At 44.7% G+C, this 14,477-nt stretch carries 19 protein-coding genes; all 19 read right to left on the bottom strand.

Annotation, left to right across the window (positions count from 1 at the left end; genetic code table 11):
- Nucleotides 1-366: a contractile injection system sheath initiator gene (locus M3630_RS04985; protein WP_251251418.1), complete on the bottom strand. Its 366-nt coding sequence runs from the start codon at nucleotides 364-366 to the stop codon at nucleotides 1-3.
- A complete protein-coding gene (locus M3630_RS04990) occupies nucleotides 363-962 on the bottom strand; it encodes a Gp138 family membrane-puncturing spike protein (protein ID WP_251251419.1) in 600 nt (199 codons plus the stop codon). Before M3630_RS04990 ends, M3630_RS04985 begins: the two co-directional genes overlap by 4 nt.
- 6 nt (nucleotides 963-968) lie before the next feature.
- Complete coding sequence (locus tag M3630_RS04995) at nucleotides 969-2,513, bottom strand: phage protein (RefSeq protein ID WP_251251420.1); 1,545 nt, start codon at nucleotides 2,511-2,513, stop codon at nucleotides 969-971.
- Nucleotides 2,510-3,148 carry a hypothetical protein gene (locus M3630_RS05000; RefSeq protein WP_251251421.1) on the bottom strand — a complete coding sequence of 213 codons (639 nt, stop codon included), beginning with the start codon at nucleotides 3,146-3,148 and terminating at the stop codon, nucleotides 2,510-2,512. The genes M3630_RS04995 and M3630_RS05000 overlap by 4 nt, the downstream gene beginning before the upstream one ends.
- A gap of 66 nt (nucleotides 3,149-3,214) precedes the next feature.
- On the bottom strand, nucleotides 3,215-3,553 hold the full coding sequence (locus M3630_RS05005) for a phage baseplate plug family protein (protein ID WP_251251422.1): 339 nt from the start codon (nucleotides 3,551-3,553) through the stop codon (nucleotides 3,215-3,217).
- A gap of 3 nt (nucleotides 3,554-3,556) precedes the next feature.
- The gene (locus tag M3630_RS05010) at nucleotides 3,557-4,123 is read right to left on the bottom strand and encodes a phage baseplate protein (RefSeq protein ID WP_251251423.1); all 567 of its coding nucleotides are present in this window, start codon (nucleotides 4,121-4,123) and stop codon (nucleotides 3,557-3,559) included.
- 14 nt (nucleotides 4,124-4,137) lie between these two features.
- Nucleotides 4,138-6,048, bottom strand: coding sequence for a phage tail family protein (locus tag M3630_RS05015; RefSeq protein WP_251251424.1), 1,911 nt, complete (start codon nucleotides 6,046-6,048; stop codon nucleotides 4,138-4,140).
- Nucleotides 6,049-6,229: 181 nt separating this feature from the next.
- Nucleotides 6,230-6,694 carry a phage tail assembly chaperone gene (locus tag M3630_RS05020; RefSeq protein WP_251251425.1) on the bottom strand — a complete coding sequence of 155 codons (465 nt, stop codon included), beginning with the start codon at nucleotides 6,692-6,694 and terminating at the stop codon, nucleotides 6,230-6,232.
- A 59-nt stretch (nucleotides 6,695-6,753) separates the two neighbouring features.
- Complete coding sequence (locus tag M3630_RS05025) at nucleotides 6,754-7,191, bottom strand: tail tube family protein (RefSeq protein WP_251251426.1); 438 nt, start codon at nucleotides 7,189-7,191, stop codon at nucleotides 6,754-6,756.
- Between the two features lie 17 nt (nucleotides 7,192-7,208).
- Nucleotides 7,209-8,315: a DUF3383 family protein gene (locus tag M3630_RS05030; RefSeq protein ID WP_251251427.1), complete on the bottom strand. Its 1,107-nt coding sequence runs from the start codon at nucleotides 8,313-8,315 to the stop codon at nucleotides 7,209-7,211.
- A 17-nt stretch (nucleotides 8,316-8,332) separates the two neighbouring features.
- The gene (locus M3630_RS05035) at nucleotides 8,333-8,869 is read right to left on the bottom strand and encodes a phage neck terminator protein (RefSeq protein ID WP_251251428.1); all 537 of its coding nucleotides are present in this window, start codon (nucleotides 8,867-8,869) and stop codon (nucleotides 8,333-8,335) included.
- Nucleotides 8,870-9,220: a hypothetical protein gene (locus M3630_RS05040; protein WP_251251429.1), complete on the bottom strand. Its 351-nt coding sequence runs from the start codon at nucleotides 9,218-9,220 to the stop codon at nucleotides 8,870-8,872. It lies immediately after the preceding gene.
- Between the two features lie 17 nt (nucleotides 9,221-9,237).
- A complete protein-coding gene (locus M3630_RS05045) occupies nucleotides 9,238-9,813 on the bottom strand; it encodes a phage virion morphogenesis protein (protein ID WP_251251430.1) in 576 nt (191 codons plus the stop codon).
- 13 nt (nucleotides 9,814-9,826) lie between these two features.
- Entirely contained in the window at nucleotides 9,827-10,327 is a 501-nt protein-coding gene (locus tag M3630_RS05050) for a DUF4054 domain-containing protein (RefSeq protein ID WP_251251431.1), read from the bottom strand.
- Between the two features lie 15 nt (nucleotides 10,328-10,342).
- On the bottom strand, nucleotides 10,343-10,645 hold the full coding sequence (locus M3630_RS05055) for a hypothetical protein (RefSeq protein ID WP_251251432.1): 303 nt from the start codon (nucleotides 10,643-10,645) through the stop codon (nucleotides 10,343-10,345).
- A gap of 14 nt (nucleotides 10,646-10,659) precedes the next feature.
- Nucleotides 10,660-11,676 carry a DUF2184 domain-containing protein gene (locus tag M3630_RS05060; RefSeq protein ID WP_251251433.1) on the bottom strand — a complete coding sequence of 339 codons (1,017 nt, stop codon included), beginning with the start codon at nucleotides 11,674-11,676 and terminating at the stop codon, nucleotides 10,660-10,662.
- Between the two features lie 15 nt (nucleotides 11,677-11,691).
- Nucleotides 11,692-12,207, bottom strand: coding sequence for a structural cement protein Gp24 (locus M3630_RS05065; RefSeq protein WP_251251434.1), 516 nt, complete (start codon nucleotides 12,205-12,207; stop codon nucleotides 11,692-11,694).
- A 27-nt stretch (nucleotides 12,208-12,234) separates the two neighbouring features.
- Nucleotides 12,235-13,515, bottom strand: coding sequence for a DUF2213 domain-containing protein (locus M3630_RS05070; protein ID WP_251251435.1), 1,281 nt, complete (start codon nucleotides 13,513-13,515; stop codon nucleotides 12,235-12,237).
- A gap of 265 nt (nucleotides 13,516-13,780) precedes the next feature.
- Complete coding sequence (locus tag M3630_RS05075; protein ID WP_285860323.1) at nucleotides 13,781-14,425, bottom strand: phage head morphogenesis protein; 645 nt, start codon at nucleotides 14,423-14,425, stop codon at nucleotides 13,781-13,783.
- Nucleotides 14,426-14,477: the final 52 nt, after the last annotated feature.

A 14,477-nucleotide genomic window follows, 5' to 3' on the forward strand; every position in this document is an offset into this window, starting at 1 on the left:
TTATCCCATTTCCCTCCCTCCGAAAGATATCGTAATTGGAATGGTTTCACCAAAGTCTGTTTCAACCATGCATTTGAACCAGTAAGTCCTATCTTCATATGTGCTCTGAAAATCCGTGATTTGGCTTACATGTGGCGTCTCGATGATTCGGGCTTGTACTAACAAGTCAACTGCCTGTACGTTATCTGGATGACCTCTAGTACCTAAAATGTTTTGGAATAGAGGGAGTCCATCGTCAATCTGCTCCCACCATTCCTCCAAGAACAATTTCAAACGGGTATATATGGCTTGACCAACTGCTGCTGCCTTTGTCAGAAACGGCCTGCCCATTGTATAATCCCCGCCGACCATTTCCCTATATCTCATGTGTCCACCCTTCCTCCCGCGTTGATATATTCGTTATACCTTTCCTGTGTTGTGATATTTACCCCATTCACACGCACAGCAGGAGACACTATGTCAATATCTCCAGGCTTGATTCGGATAAACTGGCTCCTTTCATCGTTGCGCAACTCAACGTGTTCACCGGAGAAGTCTTCCAATTTTCTCGGTTGTGACCATAAACCTGGAATCGCAATTGCATCTGATAGATCATGTCTACGCTTATCAATCTGATTTTGAACTTCACCTAAACTAAACCATGCATCAATGCACATATCAGAGAACACAACCAAACATTCGTCTTCCTCTTTGATCGGAAAAGTAAGGGCGTATCCTCCTCCTCGCGGAAAGACCACTGGGACATCAAGTAGTATAGGAATGTCAGTCCATATACGTTCCAGATTTGGCTGTTTGACATGTTCCCGTATAGCAATTTGAACCTCTGCTGTCTGTGTTTCATGATCAAATTTTTTGATGATACCAGGTACACTGACACGCAAAGTGTTAAAAATCTTGTCAGTCAGTATGTTGTAAAACTCGAATTCGTTGTTATTGATGCGTTGATTTACCGGATTACTCAAGAACAATCACCTCCACGAATTCGCATTTGTTGAAGAAATCAATCCAGGTATTACCCCGCCTGCTTGCGATACACAAACCGCCTCGGTGTACCAGTTGTCACCACGCGTATCTCCAAGATGAACTAACTCAACCACTCGGTAAATACCTTCTGCGTCCAGCGCTCGTGGTAGTTGTCCCGGTTGAAACGCCTGTGCTTGAATCAAACTGTTGTTGATCCTCACCAGTGAATTAAGCCTCACCCTCGGGTTAAGTAGACATTTAAATGAAATGCCATAATCACTCTGCATAGGAGTCCCAATCAATCCTGATTCTGGTGATAGGTCAAGAATTTCATCGTCTGCGAAGTCAGCAGCCTGAATAATGTTGACCTTACCATCATCCATATAGAAGGTTGCGTCATTGGATTTTGCAAGTTGCCTAAGGTAATCCTTTGACGTACCAAAGAACACCTTGCCACGAGTAAGTTTCGCGGATGAGAGCCCGCTTGAAATCCGTCCTAGTTCGGAAGGGATTTTTGCCTGACTGGATATACTTCCAACAAGCTCCCGGGCTGATTGTCCTTTTGCCACATTAAAAACAACAAGACCGCCAACATTGAGTTGACGGTCACTATCTATTGAGTTTAGCGTTAGCTTGTACGTTACACCGTCTTCTTTACCGCGTATAGGTTGGACGACATCCCCACGAAAGATGAGTCCGTACTGCTCACCTTCATATCCAGCCTCCACGATAACGGTGTCACCTTCATTTATGAGATGATTCTCAGTTTCAACATTCAGGTTGTAGATAGTTACTGTTGAAAACTGGGGTTGCATCATGTTTTTTCGGACGTCAAAGGTACAACGTAAATCTGAAACATCGAGCGCGATTCCCTTTGCGGTTGTAACAAGTACGCGGTATTTACGCCCATACAGAATGTTCCCATTTCGTTGGCTATTTGCAACAATGCCATAGTTGGTGCCAGGAAGAACATGGTCATTAATTTGTCCCGTGTTTTTGGGAGTTGATGGACCTGATCCTTCCGAACTACCCGGGATATATGCCGAAGCTGCTGCGTTACCAGCAGCTGTACCCTTTGTGTACTTAAGGTATATATTTAAACGACGCTGATAGTCTGAATCAGGTATTTTGGGGCCGACATATCTTTCTGAGAACTTACGAAAATCACCATTTACTGCCTTCCATGTTCTAGCAATAACCATTACAGCAACAGCAGTAGCAAAATGGTCATTACCAAGAACTACATTGGTTCGTTCCTGATGCGAAGTAGGCCATTTAATTCGGAACCGATTCGCTTGTGTGATAAAAGCATCATTGTGCCATTTTGGCCATACTTGCCCTGGACCTAGTGCACTTCCGCTGTCGCCTGTCTTATTAGTAAAATTGGTTTCGGCTTCAAGTGTGGCTAATACGATTGCAGGGTCCACACCATGATAATTGGCTTCATATAAAGCTATATTTTTTATATTCTCTGCCACCGTGGTCTCCTCCAATAGATGGGATAAAAATAAAAACGCCCCAAAAAGGAGCGCTTTCGCCAAAGTAATCATAGATTCAACTTTCCATCTTTCCAATCCCCATTTAATTTAATATCAACGTACTCTTTACCATCATACATCCTTAAAATATAAGTTGATGGATCGATGTTACCCTCAACCCCAAAAACCACATTAATGTAGGCATTTAAGTATTGTTGAAGTGGATAGGAGTGAAATTGAAGTATCCAGAACGACTCGGGAGCAAGTGATATTCTTGTAGGCACAATTTCTTTACCATCAGGCTTAACTAGATTAAATGTTATTGACTCCCTTTTTTCGGGAGTAACAAGGCTAATTACACCAAGTTGCAACGTAAAATCATATTCATTATCTGAGTACTTTGCTTTATCGTACAAACCTCTTTCCACTCTTGCAAAGGTTCGTTCTGTCGATTTCATATCAACGGCAGCTGGATATGTCCTCAAAAGATTAACAAAATTATCTTCAATAAACTTATTTTTATTTTTTGCCGCTGCTACATCTTTAACATCGGCTGGCAATCCTCTAGTTGGACGTTCTTCTTCATTAGGTGAAGTTACAGGTACCTGATTTGGAACTCCCTTTTGAGAATCTCCCGAAGCAAAGGCAACATTTGAAGTGAGTAAAACCAAAGAAAGTGATGCTACAATCAATCTTAGTAGATGCATCTTAGATCACCCTTCCATCATTATTGATTTCACTCTATCAAAAAAGCTGTCACCTTTATGTCGAATTTAGTCGATATTGTCAGTCCAGACTATTAAATGATCTTTTCCAAGTGACTCAAAGGTAATCGCTCTATCCTCTGTAAGCGAGATAACCACTGCACTCCCAATCCCTAAATAACTGTGTTGTTTTAAAACATTTGCTGCTGGATACTCGCCAAGCAGCAATGGCAAAGCATCAATCAACATTACTCCAGCATCATGTTCCTTTACACTCATTGACCAATAACCTCCAGGGGCGTTGTAGATAAGTGTAAATTGTAGAGTAATGTTTTTATTACCAACAGGGAGAGTACAGGTGAATGTCTGATTGGTCGCAGGCGTAATAGGTAGAATTGTCGTTGCCATTGCCTATCCCCCAAATAAAGAGTTATTTATTTGCACTAACGCGCTTTGGTTCGGACTTTGCGGCTCCAATTTACCTCTGTTTGATTGACCTGTCACTGCTGGTTTACTACTGATCTTGACCGTTCGCACCTGAGCAACCATAATCTCTCGCAGAGTTACGGTGCAGCGCAATGCAAACAACGTGGTATAGTCATCAGGAGCTGATATTTCTTCGATCAGCATGTTTTGATACAACCCAAGTCTGGAGTGTACCTGCAAAGGAACGCGTAATGCCTGTAGCTCCTGTAACACCTTAAACGCTTGTACAGATCGGCTCCATCCCCCAGTAAATTGTCCGGGTACAAGACTGGTAGCAGTGTCAGACATTCCAATCTCCATGGTCAACTCCTTCGGTTGAAGGAACGCATGATCAGTAAGAGCAGCTCCTGTTTGTACAGGATGTTGTGTGATATTCAACCTGCTAGTGTGGGTGGAACGTAACACTGCGTCAAAAAACCAACCACCGATATTGGTTTTAAGATAAACAAGGGAGGCAATCGGGGTTGCCTTTAGATCAAGAATGGGGTTCATGTCCGTTGCCTCCTTTATTCGGTCACAGGCTGGATAGTACGGATGTTTTTTGCAGGCCATCCTGTAAATTGTTGCTCAATTTCGCGTGCTACAGCTTTCGGTTCGGAGCTGTTAATATAAATTACAGGTTTGTTCTCGTTATTGATATAAGTTTGGTTGGATGTTGAATTTGAACTGTACATATAACTATTCGGTAATCCAGTCGACATTTCATGGAATTGAGCAAACAAATCAGGGTTTATCATCATCGCCATCAGGTTAAACCCTTTATTCAGGTCTTGATTAAACGTTCGGAAACCCTTGACCATTTCCGATTCATTTAATGCTTTTTTGAAGGATGGTTCCATTCCTTTAGGCAGGTTGGTAACACTGTTGTTCAACTTATCTGTTTGTTTAGCTGATTCAATCGAATTTGATACAAAAGGATTCGAGCCCTTGTCATCAGCAAATAGATAGGATATCCCTTCTTTAATTTTCCCCCCATAGTAGGACGCTCGATTTTGTGCTTTTTCAGTAAGGTCCTTTCTTTCAACTAACGCTTCCTCTAAACCAACAGCATCATCAGACAGCCACGCCCGCGCCAATTTCACTCCGTTTACAATACTATCAATCGTTTGTTTGACGTGTTCGAGACCAAACTGAAGCGTACCTGAAATGAATGATCCTATCCCCTCAAGAACAGCTTGGACACTTTCTAATTCAAGAAATGTGGATACTAAGTCAGCTACCCAACCGATGGTGGTGAATACTTCTTTGCCAAGATCAATAACAGAATCGATCAATCCAGATAAGACCCCTGATTCATTCAGGTCATCAAAGAACTCGCTTATCCATTCCCACAAGCCTTCGATGATTTTATAAAGAAGGTCAAAAGTGGACCACCAAGCATTTACGAAAGAGTCAAGGTATCCACGTTCCTCCAACTTTTTAAATAGCTGGTCTATCCACTCCCGGCCTGTCTTTATCCAGCCCTCGATCTTTCGGAAATTGCTCGCGAACGATTCTCCAAGACGATCAATGACACCGGTATCTTTGAGCAGTTTGAAAAATTCCTGAAGCTTTTTCCACAACGGACCAAGCGCACTCTCGCCGCCTTCTAGGTAGGTGTAAAAGTCGTCAAGGAGGAGAAGAAGTCCGGTAAACAATGTAAAAATCAAACCAAATGGCCCCATTTTGATAAGTAGACCAAGAGCAACGAGTGCAGCCCCTATTATCTTTAATCGATCGGGGATGTAGTCACCCAACTTCTCGAATAATCGAAAGACATCCCGTCCACCCTTCACAAACGCTATACCAAGTCGAGCGATCCAGCTGAAGAACTGAGCTACATTTTTTGTCCAGCGCGGCATGCTTTTTATGATCGCATCGTTGAACCCCTTAAGTCCCCTCTTGCTGTTTTGAATCGGCACCTCCAGATACTTGAACAGGTAAAAACCTACCCATTTCAACGCATACGTAGCTTCCAGACGCATGCGTTGAAATTCAAACTGAACAGAACGGATCGTTTTCATTTGGGACTGAAATTCCGGAGGAGGCTTCATTCCGCTAATGGTTGCACGCAGTTGATTAAAGTTTCGCAACAATTCTGGACTAAGGTACAAATCCTCTAATGTGGCCCCCATTGCTGACAGCGAGTTCTTCAAAGACTCGGCGGTATCCTTGGACAACCACATCTTTCTCGCGAACTTCTCTGTTTCTAGGTCAGCCTTTGCCAAATTACCAAGGAAAATAGCTATACCCGCGTTGGCAGCGGCCAAAGAACTCACAATTGCGGTACTGGCTAATGCAAAACTTTTGACCGTCGTTCCAGCGAAATTAGTGACACCAGTCTCAAGAGTTCGGATTGATCTTGTAGCCTCACCAAAAGAGTGCTTATCTACAGACATCCCCAATGAGACCAAGTACTCTTTAATTACGTCGATCATCCCATCATCCCCCTTTGCTGCAGTTCGGCCGTTTCACTAGCTCTTCTCCTGTTCTCAGCTCGAACCTCAAGGATTTCGTGGGCGTCCAATAGGTCATCAATGTCAAACACATCTTGTTTCACATCACGATGCGACCACAAATCTGCCACTACTGGAGCGAACAAAAATTCATCGACGTTCATTAGTCTTGCTGGGATGAAGTCAAGCCCGCCAGTAGTCCACCCAGTCCGCTGCCTTGAAAAAAACTTGTCAGATTGAACGCAATGGCATGAACCGTTAGTGCCATAACTGTCGCCGTATCATCTTCAATATCAGCCACTCCAAATGATCTGTTATCATTCAAAACGGGGGTATAACCGGCTGGAAGCGATTCGAAACAAACGCGAAGGGCCTGTTCTTGGATATAATCAAAATCTTTTTCGGAGATGTTTCCAAGCTGTCCTAAAATACCTGAGAAATCGATATTATCTACATTGATGTCGTCTACAGATTTTGCGTTTAAATTTGGCTTAATGGATGCAAACATTGGAGCAAGAATTGTTGTCATCTTAATCATCATGAACGAGCCTACACGAGCCGAAAACTTTCTAATACGGAATTTTCGACCGTTGATCTCAACGTCTTTATGGGATACGCGTGGTTGCATTCGATTGTCCTCCTCAATTAAAAAAGGAGCCTAGGGCTCCCTTGATTTTTGATGTTTAATTAAGCCACAGTTTGATCAATATCCGCTGCCATAAGCACCCATGACACCTGTTGTCCTTGCGCTTGATAGGGCTTGTCTGGTAGCTTCTGAAACGAAACTCCCGTGGCCCGAATCAAATCTTGCATCAAGGATGCGCGGATTGTGATGGTAGTACGCACCCATTCTGAAGTAGGGGCTTGTTCCAAGTAATTGTAAAGTTTCAGTAGCCATTTATTCAGGTCTGATGTTTGTTGTGCAGAAATTGTAATACTTCCGTTTCTACCTTTTATTTTGGACACCATAACAGTTCCATCCGCTGCGACATCATGAGCAGAACGGTCCGTTGCCATAGTCGTTGAAATACTTCCAAGACCAGCGCCCGTCGCAACAAACTGACCAACAGCAGGATGAGCAATGACAGCAGCTACATCAGCAAAGCTATATGTTGTGTATGACATTTCGCTTCCCCTCCTTCCTATCGATTCACAGTCACGTTGATTACAACGTGTTCAATTGCTCCTGCCAGTTTCACTGGAACATAAATAGGTGGTGCTATACGGGCGTCTCTTTCCTCTTGTGTTTGATCCTCAATTCTTTCGGATAATACCAGATATCCTTTAGACAATGTGTCTCCCCTTTGAAGGGTTAAAATTGGAGCACCTTTCCAAACACCTGGCGCAATCGCACCTCGAGTTACTGATTTCTCACACTGCTCAGCAATGGCACTCATCAAAAGAGAAAGTCCATCCTCTGTTTGAGGGATCTTTTTTGCCATCACAAGTGCGTTTACAGCTCCCATTTGAATTTCTGCCTTGAGCATATCAAGGTTCAAAACTTCATCGAATGATACGCCGCTGGCCACTTTCCCTTGGACAAGTAACTTGAACTTAGGACCATAATTGGTGTACACATTTCCATTAAGCTCAAGAATTTTCTTTGCTTCCGTTGTAGAAAGTGGCTCAGGCGCGACTCCAACCTCAGTTTTGTAAGCTAACGTGTACGCTGAATTTGCACCACCAGTATTCGCGCCCATCGCATAGCCCATTGCAGCAACGGCCGCGTGCAGAGTCGTGCTATACTGCCCGAAAGTCCGTTTGTAAGACTTATTTTTCAGGATTTCCATGATGTTTCCGGTAGTTCCGGCTTTTACTGCTTCGTCGTTGGTAGTGTAAAAGTACACAGAATCCGGTTCCATGGATTCAACCGTTGCAGCTACAGCCTCTACTTCTGCTGAAGTAGTATTCACGATATATGCGGCATACCAATCGTAGTTAGCAGCTCGACATGCTGTGATCGCCTCAACGACAGTTTCACCATTTGCTTCATCCCATCTTCCGACTACTAGTTTTGCTGGCGTTGGCTCCTGACTGAAATAAATGGTAGCTGCTGCACATTCTGGGTCAGTTTCTTTCCATCCATCTGTCTTCATATCAGAAAAGCTAGAATATACCCTAACCCTTTCCGAAACGGGGATGACGGCAGCCTTACCAATAATTAGTCCAATGTTATATGTTCCTGCACTCTGCGCCATGGGTGAAACAATGACATTCACTCTTACAATGTCATCAAGAGATTGAGCCAAGTAAAACACCTGCCCTTCTATCTATTTGGGATAATTTCAATATCTGCTGCTTCGATAAAGTTAACTGTGGATTTCCGAACTACTTTCTCATTAAATCTCGCAGTAAAAGATGTCCGTTCCCACCATTGACCACTAAACAACTCAGGTAATCTAATAGGCGATGGTACATTGGTGACCAGATGCAACGGCGAGAATAGCAATGGGCTCCTAAACAGGCCCGCACGCACCTTATCTGCTTCATCAAAGCTGTTTGGTCCATAAAATATCCAGGTCGCTTGTATAACCCGTGTATAGCTGGCAATGTGATCCGTAGACTTTTCACTCACTCTGTTGTAACTCAACTCCACTTGGTCCATTATCGGGTCATTTGCCAGCGAGACAAGAATAAACCCGACATTCTCTGTACGCTTCCATGCTGGAGCGCCTTCTGCCGGGTAGCCGATACGAATTCGTTTTTGGCTTTCTTTCTTTTGAGGGTCAAGTCCAAGAATTGTTATTGTGCAGGTCCAAAATATATCTTCTATCTCGGAAAGTGAAAGCGCTATGTCTGCCATCTAATCACCTTCCATCCTTTGACCCACCGCTTTGAAATAACCGTAATCCCCATAAGGGAATACCTGCTTTACCCTGTACCGCTCACCACGCCATTCGATTTGATCTGAAGTGCCTTCCTCTCGGGTTGTATGCAACTCCTGCGTTGAATAGAAACACATCAAGCCTGTTACGCGGTCACCCTCAGGAAGCTGCTCCAACGTTTTAGCATCTGCAACGGTCACGATTCCGGTCATAATAATGGGTACTTCTGACGACCCTGACCGTCCCTTGGACCATTCTCCTGACTTACGGAAAACTTGAAACTGCTGAGCAAAATCAGGATCAGTAATCACTTCACTGACATTGATCAATTCAATTCATCCTTTCGCTACTTCACTACATAAGTGATTGCTTTACGAAGTTCGCCCGTATCGATGAGAGGCTTGTCACTGCCTTTTCTCTCTTCTGTAATGGGGGAGTTAGGGGGCCAGCCGTTTGCAGGATTGGTAAACCAATCCCGCGCGAAGTTTTGTCCCATTAGTCCGGCTTTATGCAGCTCAGCTTCAGGGTCTCTTCCGTCAAGGGCAACCTCTGATACCTTGCGTAATTGCTTAGCAATCGCTTCCTTGTGATGTTCGATAGCCGGTTCAATGACCGGGCGTGGAGGAGATCGCCAAAGAGGCGACCCGTTTGCTTGTATCCACATTTGATATGCCTTACTATATGTCATTTCACCGCTCTCGACTTTCGGGTTCATTTCGTCCCGCATGACTTTTTGGCGAATACCATGGGTGTGAGCATACAGCAATTGTGCATTTGTGATTGGTTGACCGTCATCTTCAGGGCGTTCGCTTCCTTCGGGAATGCCTACATACACCTGTTTTTTGGCTAATGCATCAAGTATTTTACTGAGCTCTCCAGTCTTATCAATCCCGGTCGTTACTTTTGAAAATGCACTGAACATATGTCATCACCTCTCAATACACATACATTCCGCCTTTTCCAACTATCCGCCCAACTGTTGCAAGTTGCTGTCCGTAGATAGTGAGTTTCCAAGCTGCCCAACCATCCAAATCCTGACCAATCATCGAATAATCCGTGCTCACCGAAACATCGCCTGCTGATTTAGAAGTTGCTAGCCCTCGCGATTGCCCCGCCTTTAAAACGCCTGCTGCACCACTGTTAGGATCAGCTGTTCCTTGAAGGTATAACGTGGAGAAATGGGCCACAAACCAGCCCATAGCTACCTTCCAATAGGAATGCCAGCGCGCTTCCTTGATGCAAGTGTTTGCCAGATCGATATACATTTGCACAATCTCAAGTGGGACCACGTACTTCCCGTTTGTATCTGGTCCGAATTGCGGATATATGGAAACAAAGTCATCGAACGTAAACAAGGGATTGCTTCCAGTTCTAATGTTGGATGCAACCCCTATGATTCCGGCAGCACTCATTTCGCCGTCATTTGCGATCGACACATGGGTTCACCTTCTTTATTGTTGTTCGGATTGTGGTTGATCAGCTTCAGCTGCGGCCTTAGCTTCAGCTTCTTTTTGGGCTTGTTCTTCCGCCCTTCTCTCTGCTGCTGTCTTCGCTTTGGTTCCAGTTTCTGCTTCTTTTACAGCCTGCTTGGTTTCTGCTACCGTAACGTCTCCTGCTTGACTTGCAAGTTTGAACATAGAAGAATGTTTGACCCAATTCGGTACCTCAGCGAAGTCAGCAGCACGCACCACCACAGCAGGCTCTTGGCCCGCTGGATGGTCAAATTGAAAAGCCTTTCTCGAGTAGATACGCATACTGTTCTTCCTCCTTAAATTCCATCGCCGTAGCGAGCGCATTGAGTATACAAGAACTTCACTTGTCCAATCTGTGCAGCATAGGCGGTTAGATAAGCCATTTCTGTAACTTGTGCTTGTGTCATTACACGGCTTAGTGGCACAGTAAGGTCAAAATTCACGCGGTCTTCATCGTTAACATAAGCAACCATGCGATCTGTTCCACCTGTACCTGCTCCAGCGCACCAGCGAGACGGGGCAATCACAAGGTCAATACCTTGATTTTTTCCAATGTTGTTATCAAGGAGGAACTGCAAAATGGAGACGTTACCAGCCTCACTTACTTTTGTACCCACGATGTACGCATATTGCTGAGGAGGAATCAGAATGTGATTCGCCATACCTGTTAAATCGTACTCAGAGGCTGCCCATGTCGCTGTAATGATTGCATTTACATCAGAAAGAATCTCATCGGGAGTCTTCTGATTCCATTTGGTTTGTCCTGACGCGCCGGTTGCTACAGCTGCAGCCGTAATGTCCGGGCTGTTCACCAGACCATATACGCCAGCTCGAGGAACACCCGTGTACACGATATTATCAATGGATTTGTTGTAATTCAGGCGGATACCTTTGTCCAAGATATCATCAAGGCTTCGTCCGATGTTTTGCAACTTCTGTTGGTCAACGAAAGGAACCTTCAGGATGTTAGCAAAGTTAAAAACCTTATAAACGTCCTTGGTCGCGTTAGCCTGCATGACCGGAATATCATTGGTTTCTCCGCCGATGATGCCGTCATCATTTCCGCCCGTTGTTGCGTAATCAACGAATTGATTGGACGTGAAATCCACCCAGCCGCCGCCAGTTTTAGAGACGATATCACGCATCCATGTAACGCTACTGAGCGGTTCCAAAAGGCGAGGATCGCGCTTTTCCAACTCACCAACCAGAAATGCCATGCCTGTGCCAATAGCGGCGTCATTCGTAATCAGAGATGGTGCAAGACCATCAATTGTGTGTACCTTTCTTGCCATAGGTGCTTTAGGTGTATTCATTTATTTTCATCCCCCTTACGGATTGTTCCGAGACAGAATTGTGATCTCAGCGACCTTGTTCGGGTCAATTTTGCCTGTTTTCCATTTGACTCCTGTTAGCTTGACGGTATTTGTTCCATCTGCGGCTGCTTCGAATCCACCAACTACACCAGTTGGAATAGCGGCGTTGACTGCAATTCGAACGTACACATCTCCGCCAGCTGTTGGCGTTCCTGCGTTGCACACAACAGTCACAGATCCACGTTCGATAACGTCACACGGTTGACCTGGTTTATAGGAGCCTTGAGACGTGAAATAGTCAGTGGTTTGTTTTACCTCCCGTACTGCTACACCAGCAAATGCAACTGCCGTTCCAGTAGCGTCGAACTTGGAGTAGGTATTGTTGCTGTTAAGGACCACAGCTTCCCCAAATTTGATGTCTTCAGTATCCGTTTCATCGACCAAACGACTTGTAATGATAGCGTCTGCACTTCGAGAAACACTACCGGGATAACCTAGGTTGAGAGATTTACCAATTACTTTTCCTGGCATTAGTTATTCATCCTTTCTTACGGTTTTTTAGGAGCGATTTGTATAATGCGGATTGTGTTTCTTCGCAATTTCACGACCTAGTTGTGCGAGATCCACCGTAGGTTTATTGTCAGCGGCCGGTTTATTCGGCTTGATTTTGGCATAAGTATTTTTAATTGGTTTGCCTTTAATGCTTGCAATCGCCGCGTCGGCAGCCCGTTTTCTTTCTGCGGGATCAGGGATAGCTGCGATAATTGGCTTAATCGCCTTCAAAGCCTCAATCTTATAGGCGTTATCGCCAGTCAGCGCACTTTTAGGGCGGTCTTCTGGATCGGACACTGGTCCATCTTCGTCCATATGCTCAACAGGAATCGTGTGGCTCTCTTCTTCATCATCAGCAGCATCATCAGATCCATTTGCTTTTTCAAGAGCTGCAATGGCGTTGTCGATTGCATCCTCTGGTTTATCATCTTTATTCGCATTGTTTTGGACAAGGCCAGTGACGAGCTCGGTCAGCTTAGCGACTTGATCAGCAAGTGCAGTTACAGCGGGGTCCTGATTATCAGCTGCCGACTCACTTGTAGGTTCTCCTGGATCATTGTCCTCTGCTCCTCTTTCTTCTACGAGAGCATCCACTGCTTCCTTAATTTCTTCTGGTTCTGCATCTGTCGCGAATGCTTTCAAGCCAATCGCTGCTAGAAAGTCAGTTACACGCGATTGCTTCTTAGGTAATGCAAGTCTTTTCTTCATGCTTGTATCTCCTTTCGGAATCTGATTATTCTCAAGTGATTTTGAATCTTGTATTGCAACACGATCACCTGCTCTGCCACTATGCACAACAGCCACATGGTTTCCACAAATTTGTCTTTGATGGTATGTACCATCTTCCATGGCCTCGTACACGCAATCGTAGCCGCAAGAAACCTCTCTTTTACCGTCTTGAATCTCATTGATCAGGTTATGGTCATAAACGACCAAATCAGCCAGCAATAGGTCAGCATCTCCACCCGAGCCTCTTCGTACATTCTGGACCACACCTTTGGTGTACCGTAATGCGTTGATTGGTGTCACCGGTTCAGTCGGATGTTCGTCTGTTAGGACTTTGCCTTCGAAACTTGCGATCGCTGCTGGGCTAAATACTTCGTCTGGACTCCTGTACACCTTCACCAGCTCATCGCGTTGGTCTTCTGCACCTATTTCTTTCCCTAAATACTCATACCATCCAGTTCGTGCAATAGGCACGTTATGGCATATCAGGAAGCCTTCTGGCGTTTCCGTCATGTTCTTACTGAACCGCGAACCGTAATACGCTCTTCTTATTGTTCTCACCTCCTCTCGGGCAATAAAAAAAGAAGCTTGATTCAAGCTTCTATGTTGCATAAACGATGTATAAACTGTCGATCACTCCGGGAAATAATGTGGAGGCAAATCGCTAGAAACAGCGCCATATCAACGTTTGCATAAACCGTGCATAATATACAAAAAATCACCCGTTGTAAAAACGCTTTTATACCAACGCTTTTGCAGTTCATGGTGCGACCGATAATCTATATTATGGTAAACGAGAAATGCATAAGGCTGTATAAACCCGAAATCAACTCGCAATCTTTTCAAATTGTTTACGAGTCATGCGTTGGATACGACCTCCGTAGTACACCATTGCGGGCCAGTTGATCAGATTCATATCAATCACTGGCTCTGAGTAACACCTACAGTTAAAAATGCATCCAGCGTGATAGTGACCGAATGCATGCTTCTGCCCATCCAGTTTTTCAGGGTTAGGTGGATCGTTCCATTTCACAATCACATCATCCATAAGCTGATGAGAGTCACGTACGCGAGCATCCTCACTTGTTCTCCAGATGTACCAATCCGCTCCAATAAACTCACAACGAGCCTGTGTGAGAGCAGTGGACGTTTTACTAACTTCTGTCCTTGCAATTAACCCCGCCTTAGCCTTTGTGGCCTCAGGAAAGAACTGCTTAATCTGTTCGGCAATATCACTAGCCCGTGTTCCCTTCATGACCTCCCGGAGGACGTGTTCATTCACTTGTTTGGCTACGTCAAGCGGAAGCGACTTTATGATTGCGGCATTCCTCTCAGCTTGTAACCGGACGGCTGAGCCGATTGGACCCCGTAGTTCTTTTTGAAGAGCCTCGAAGATAAGACGCCCCCGGCTATTTGTTTTTGCAGCTTGTCTCCAAGTTCTCCCTGCATCACTAAAAAGATGAGTAACCATTTTCAAAGCCTCTGCTTCTGCATACTCCTGAAATTGCGGATTATAGGTATAG

This window comes from Brevibacillus sp. MER 51, assembly GCF_023714195.1.
Lineage (GTDB): Bacteria > Bacillota > Bacilli > Brevibacillales > Brevibacillaceae > Brevibacillus.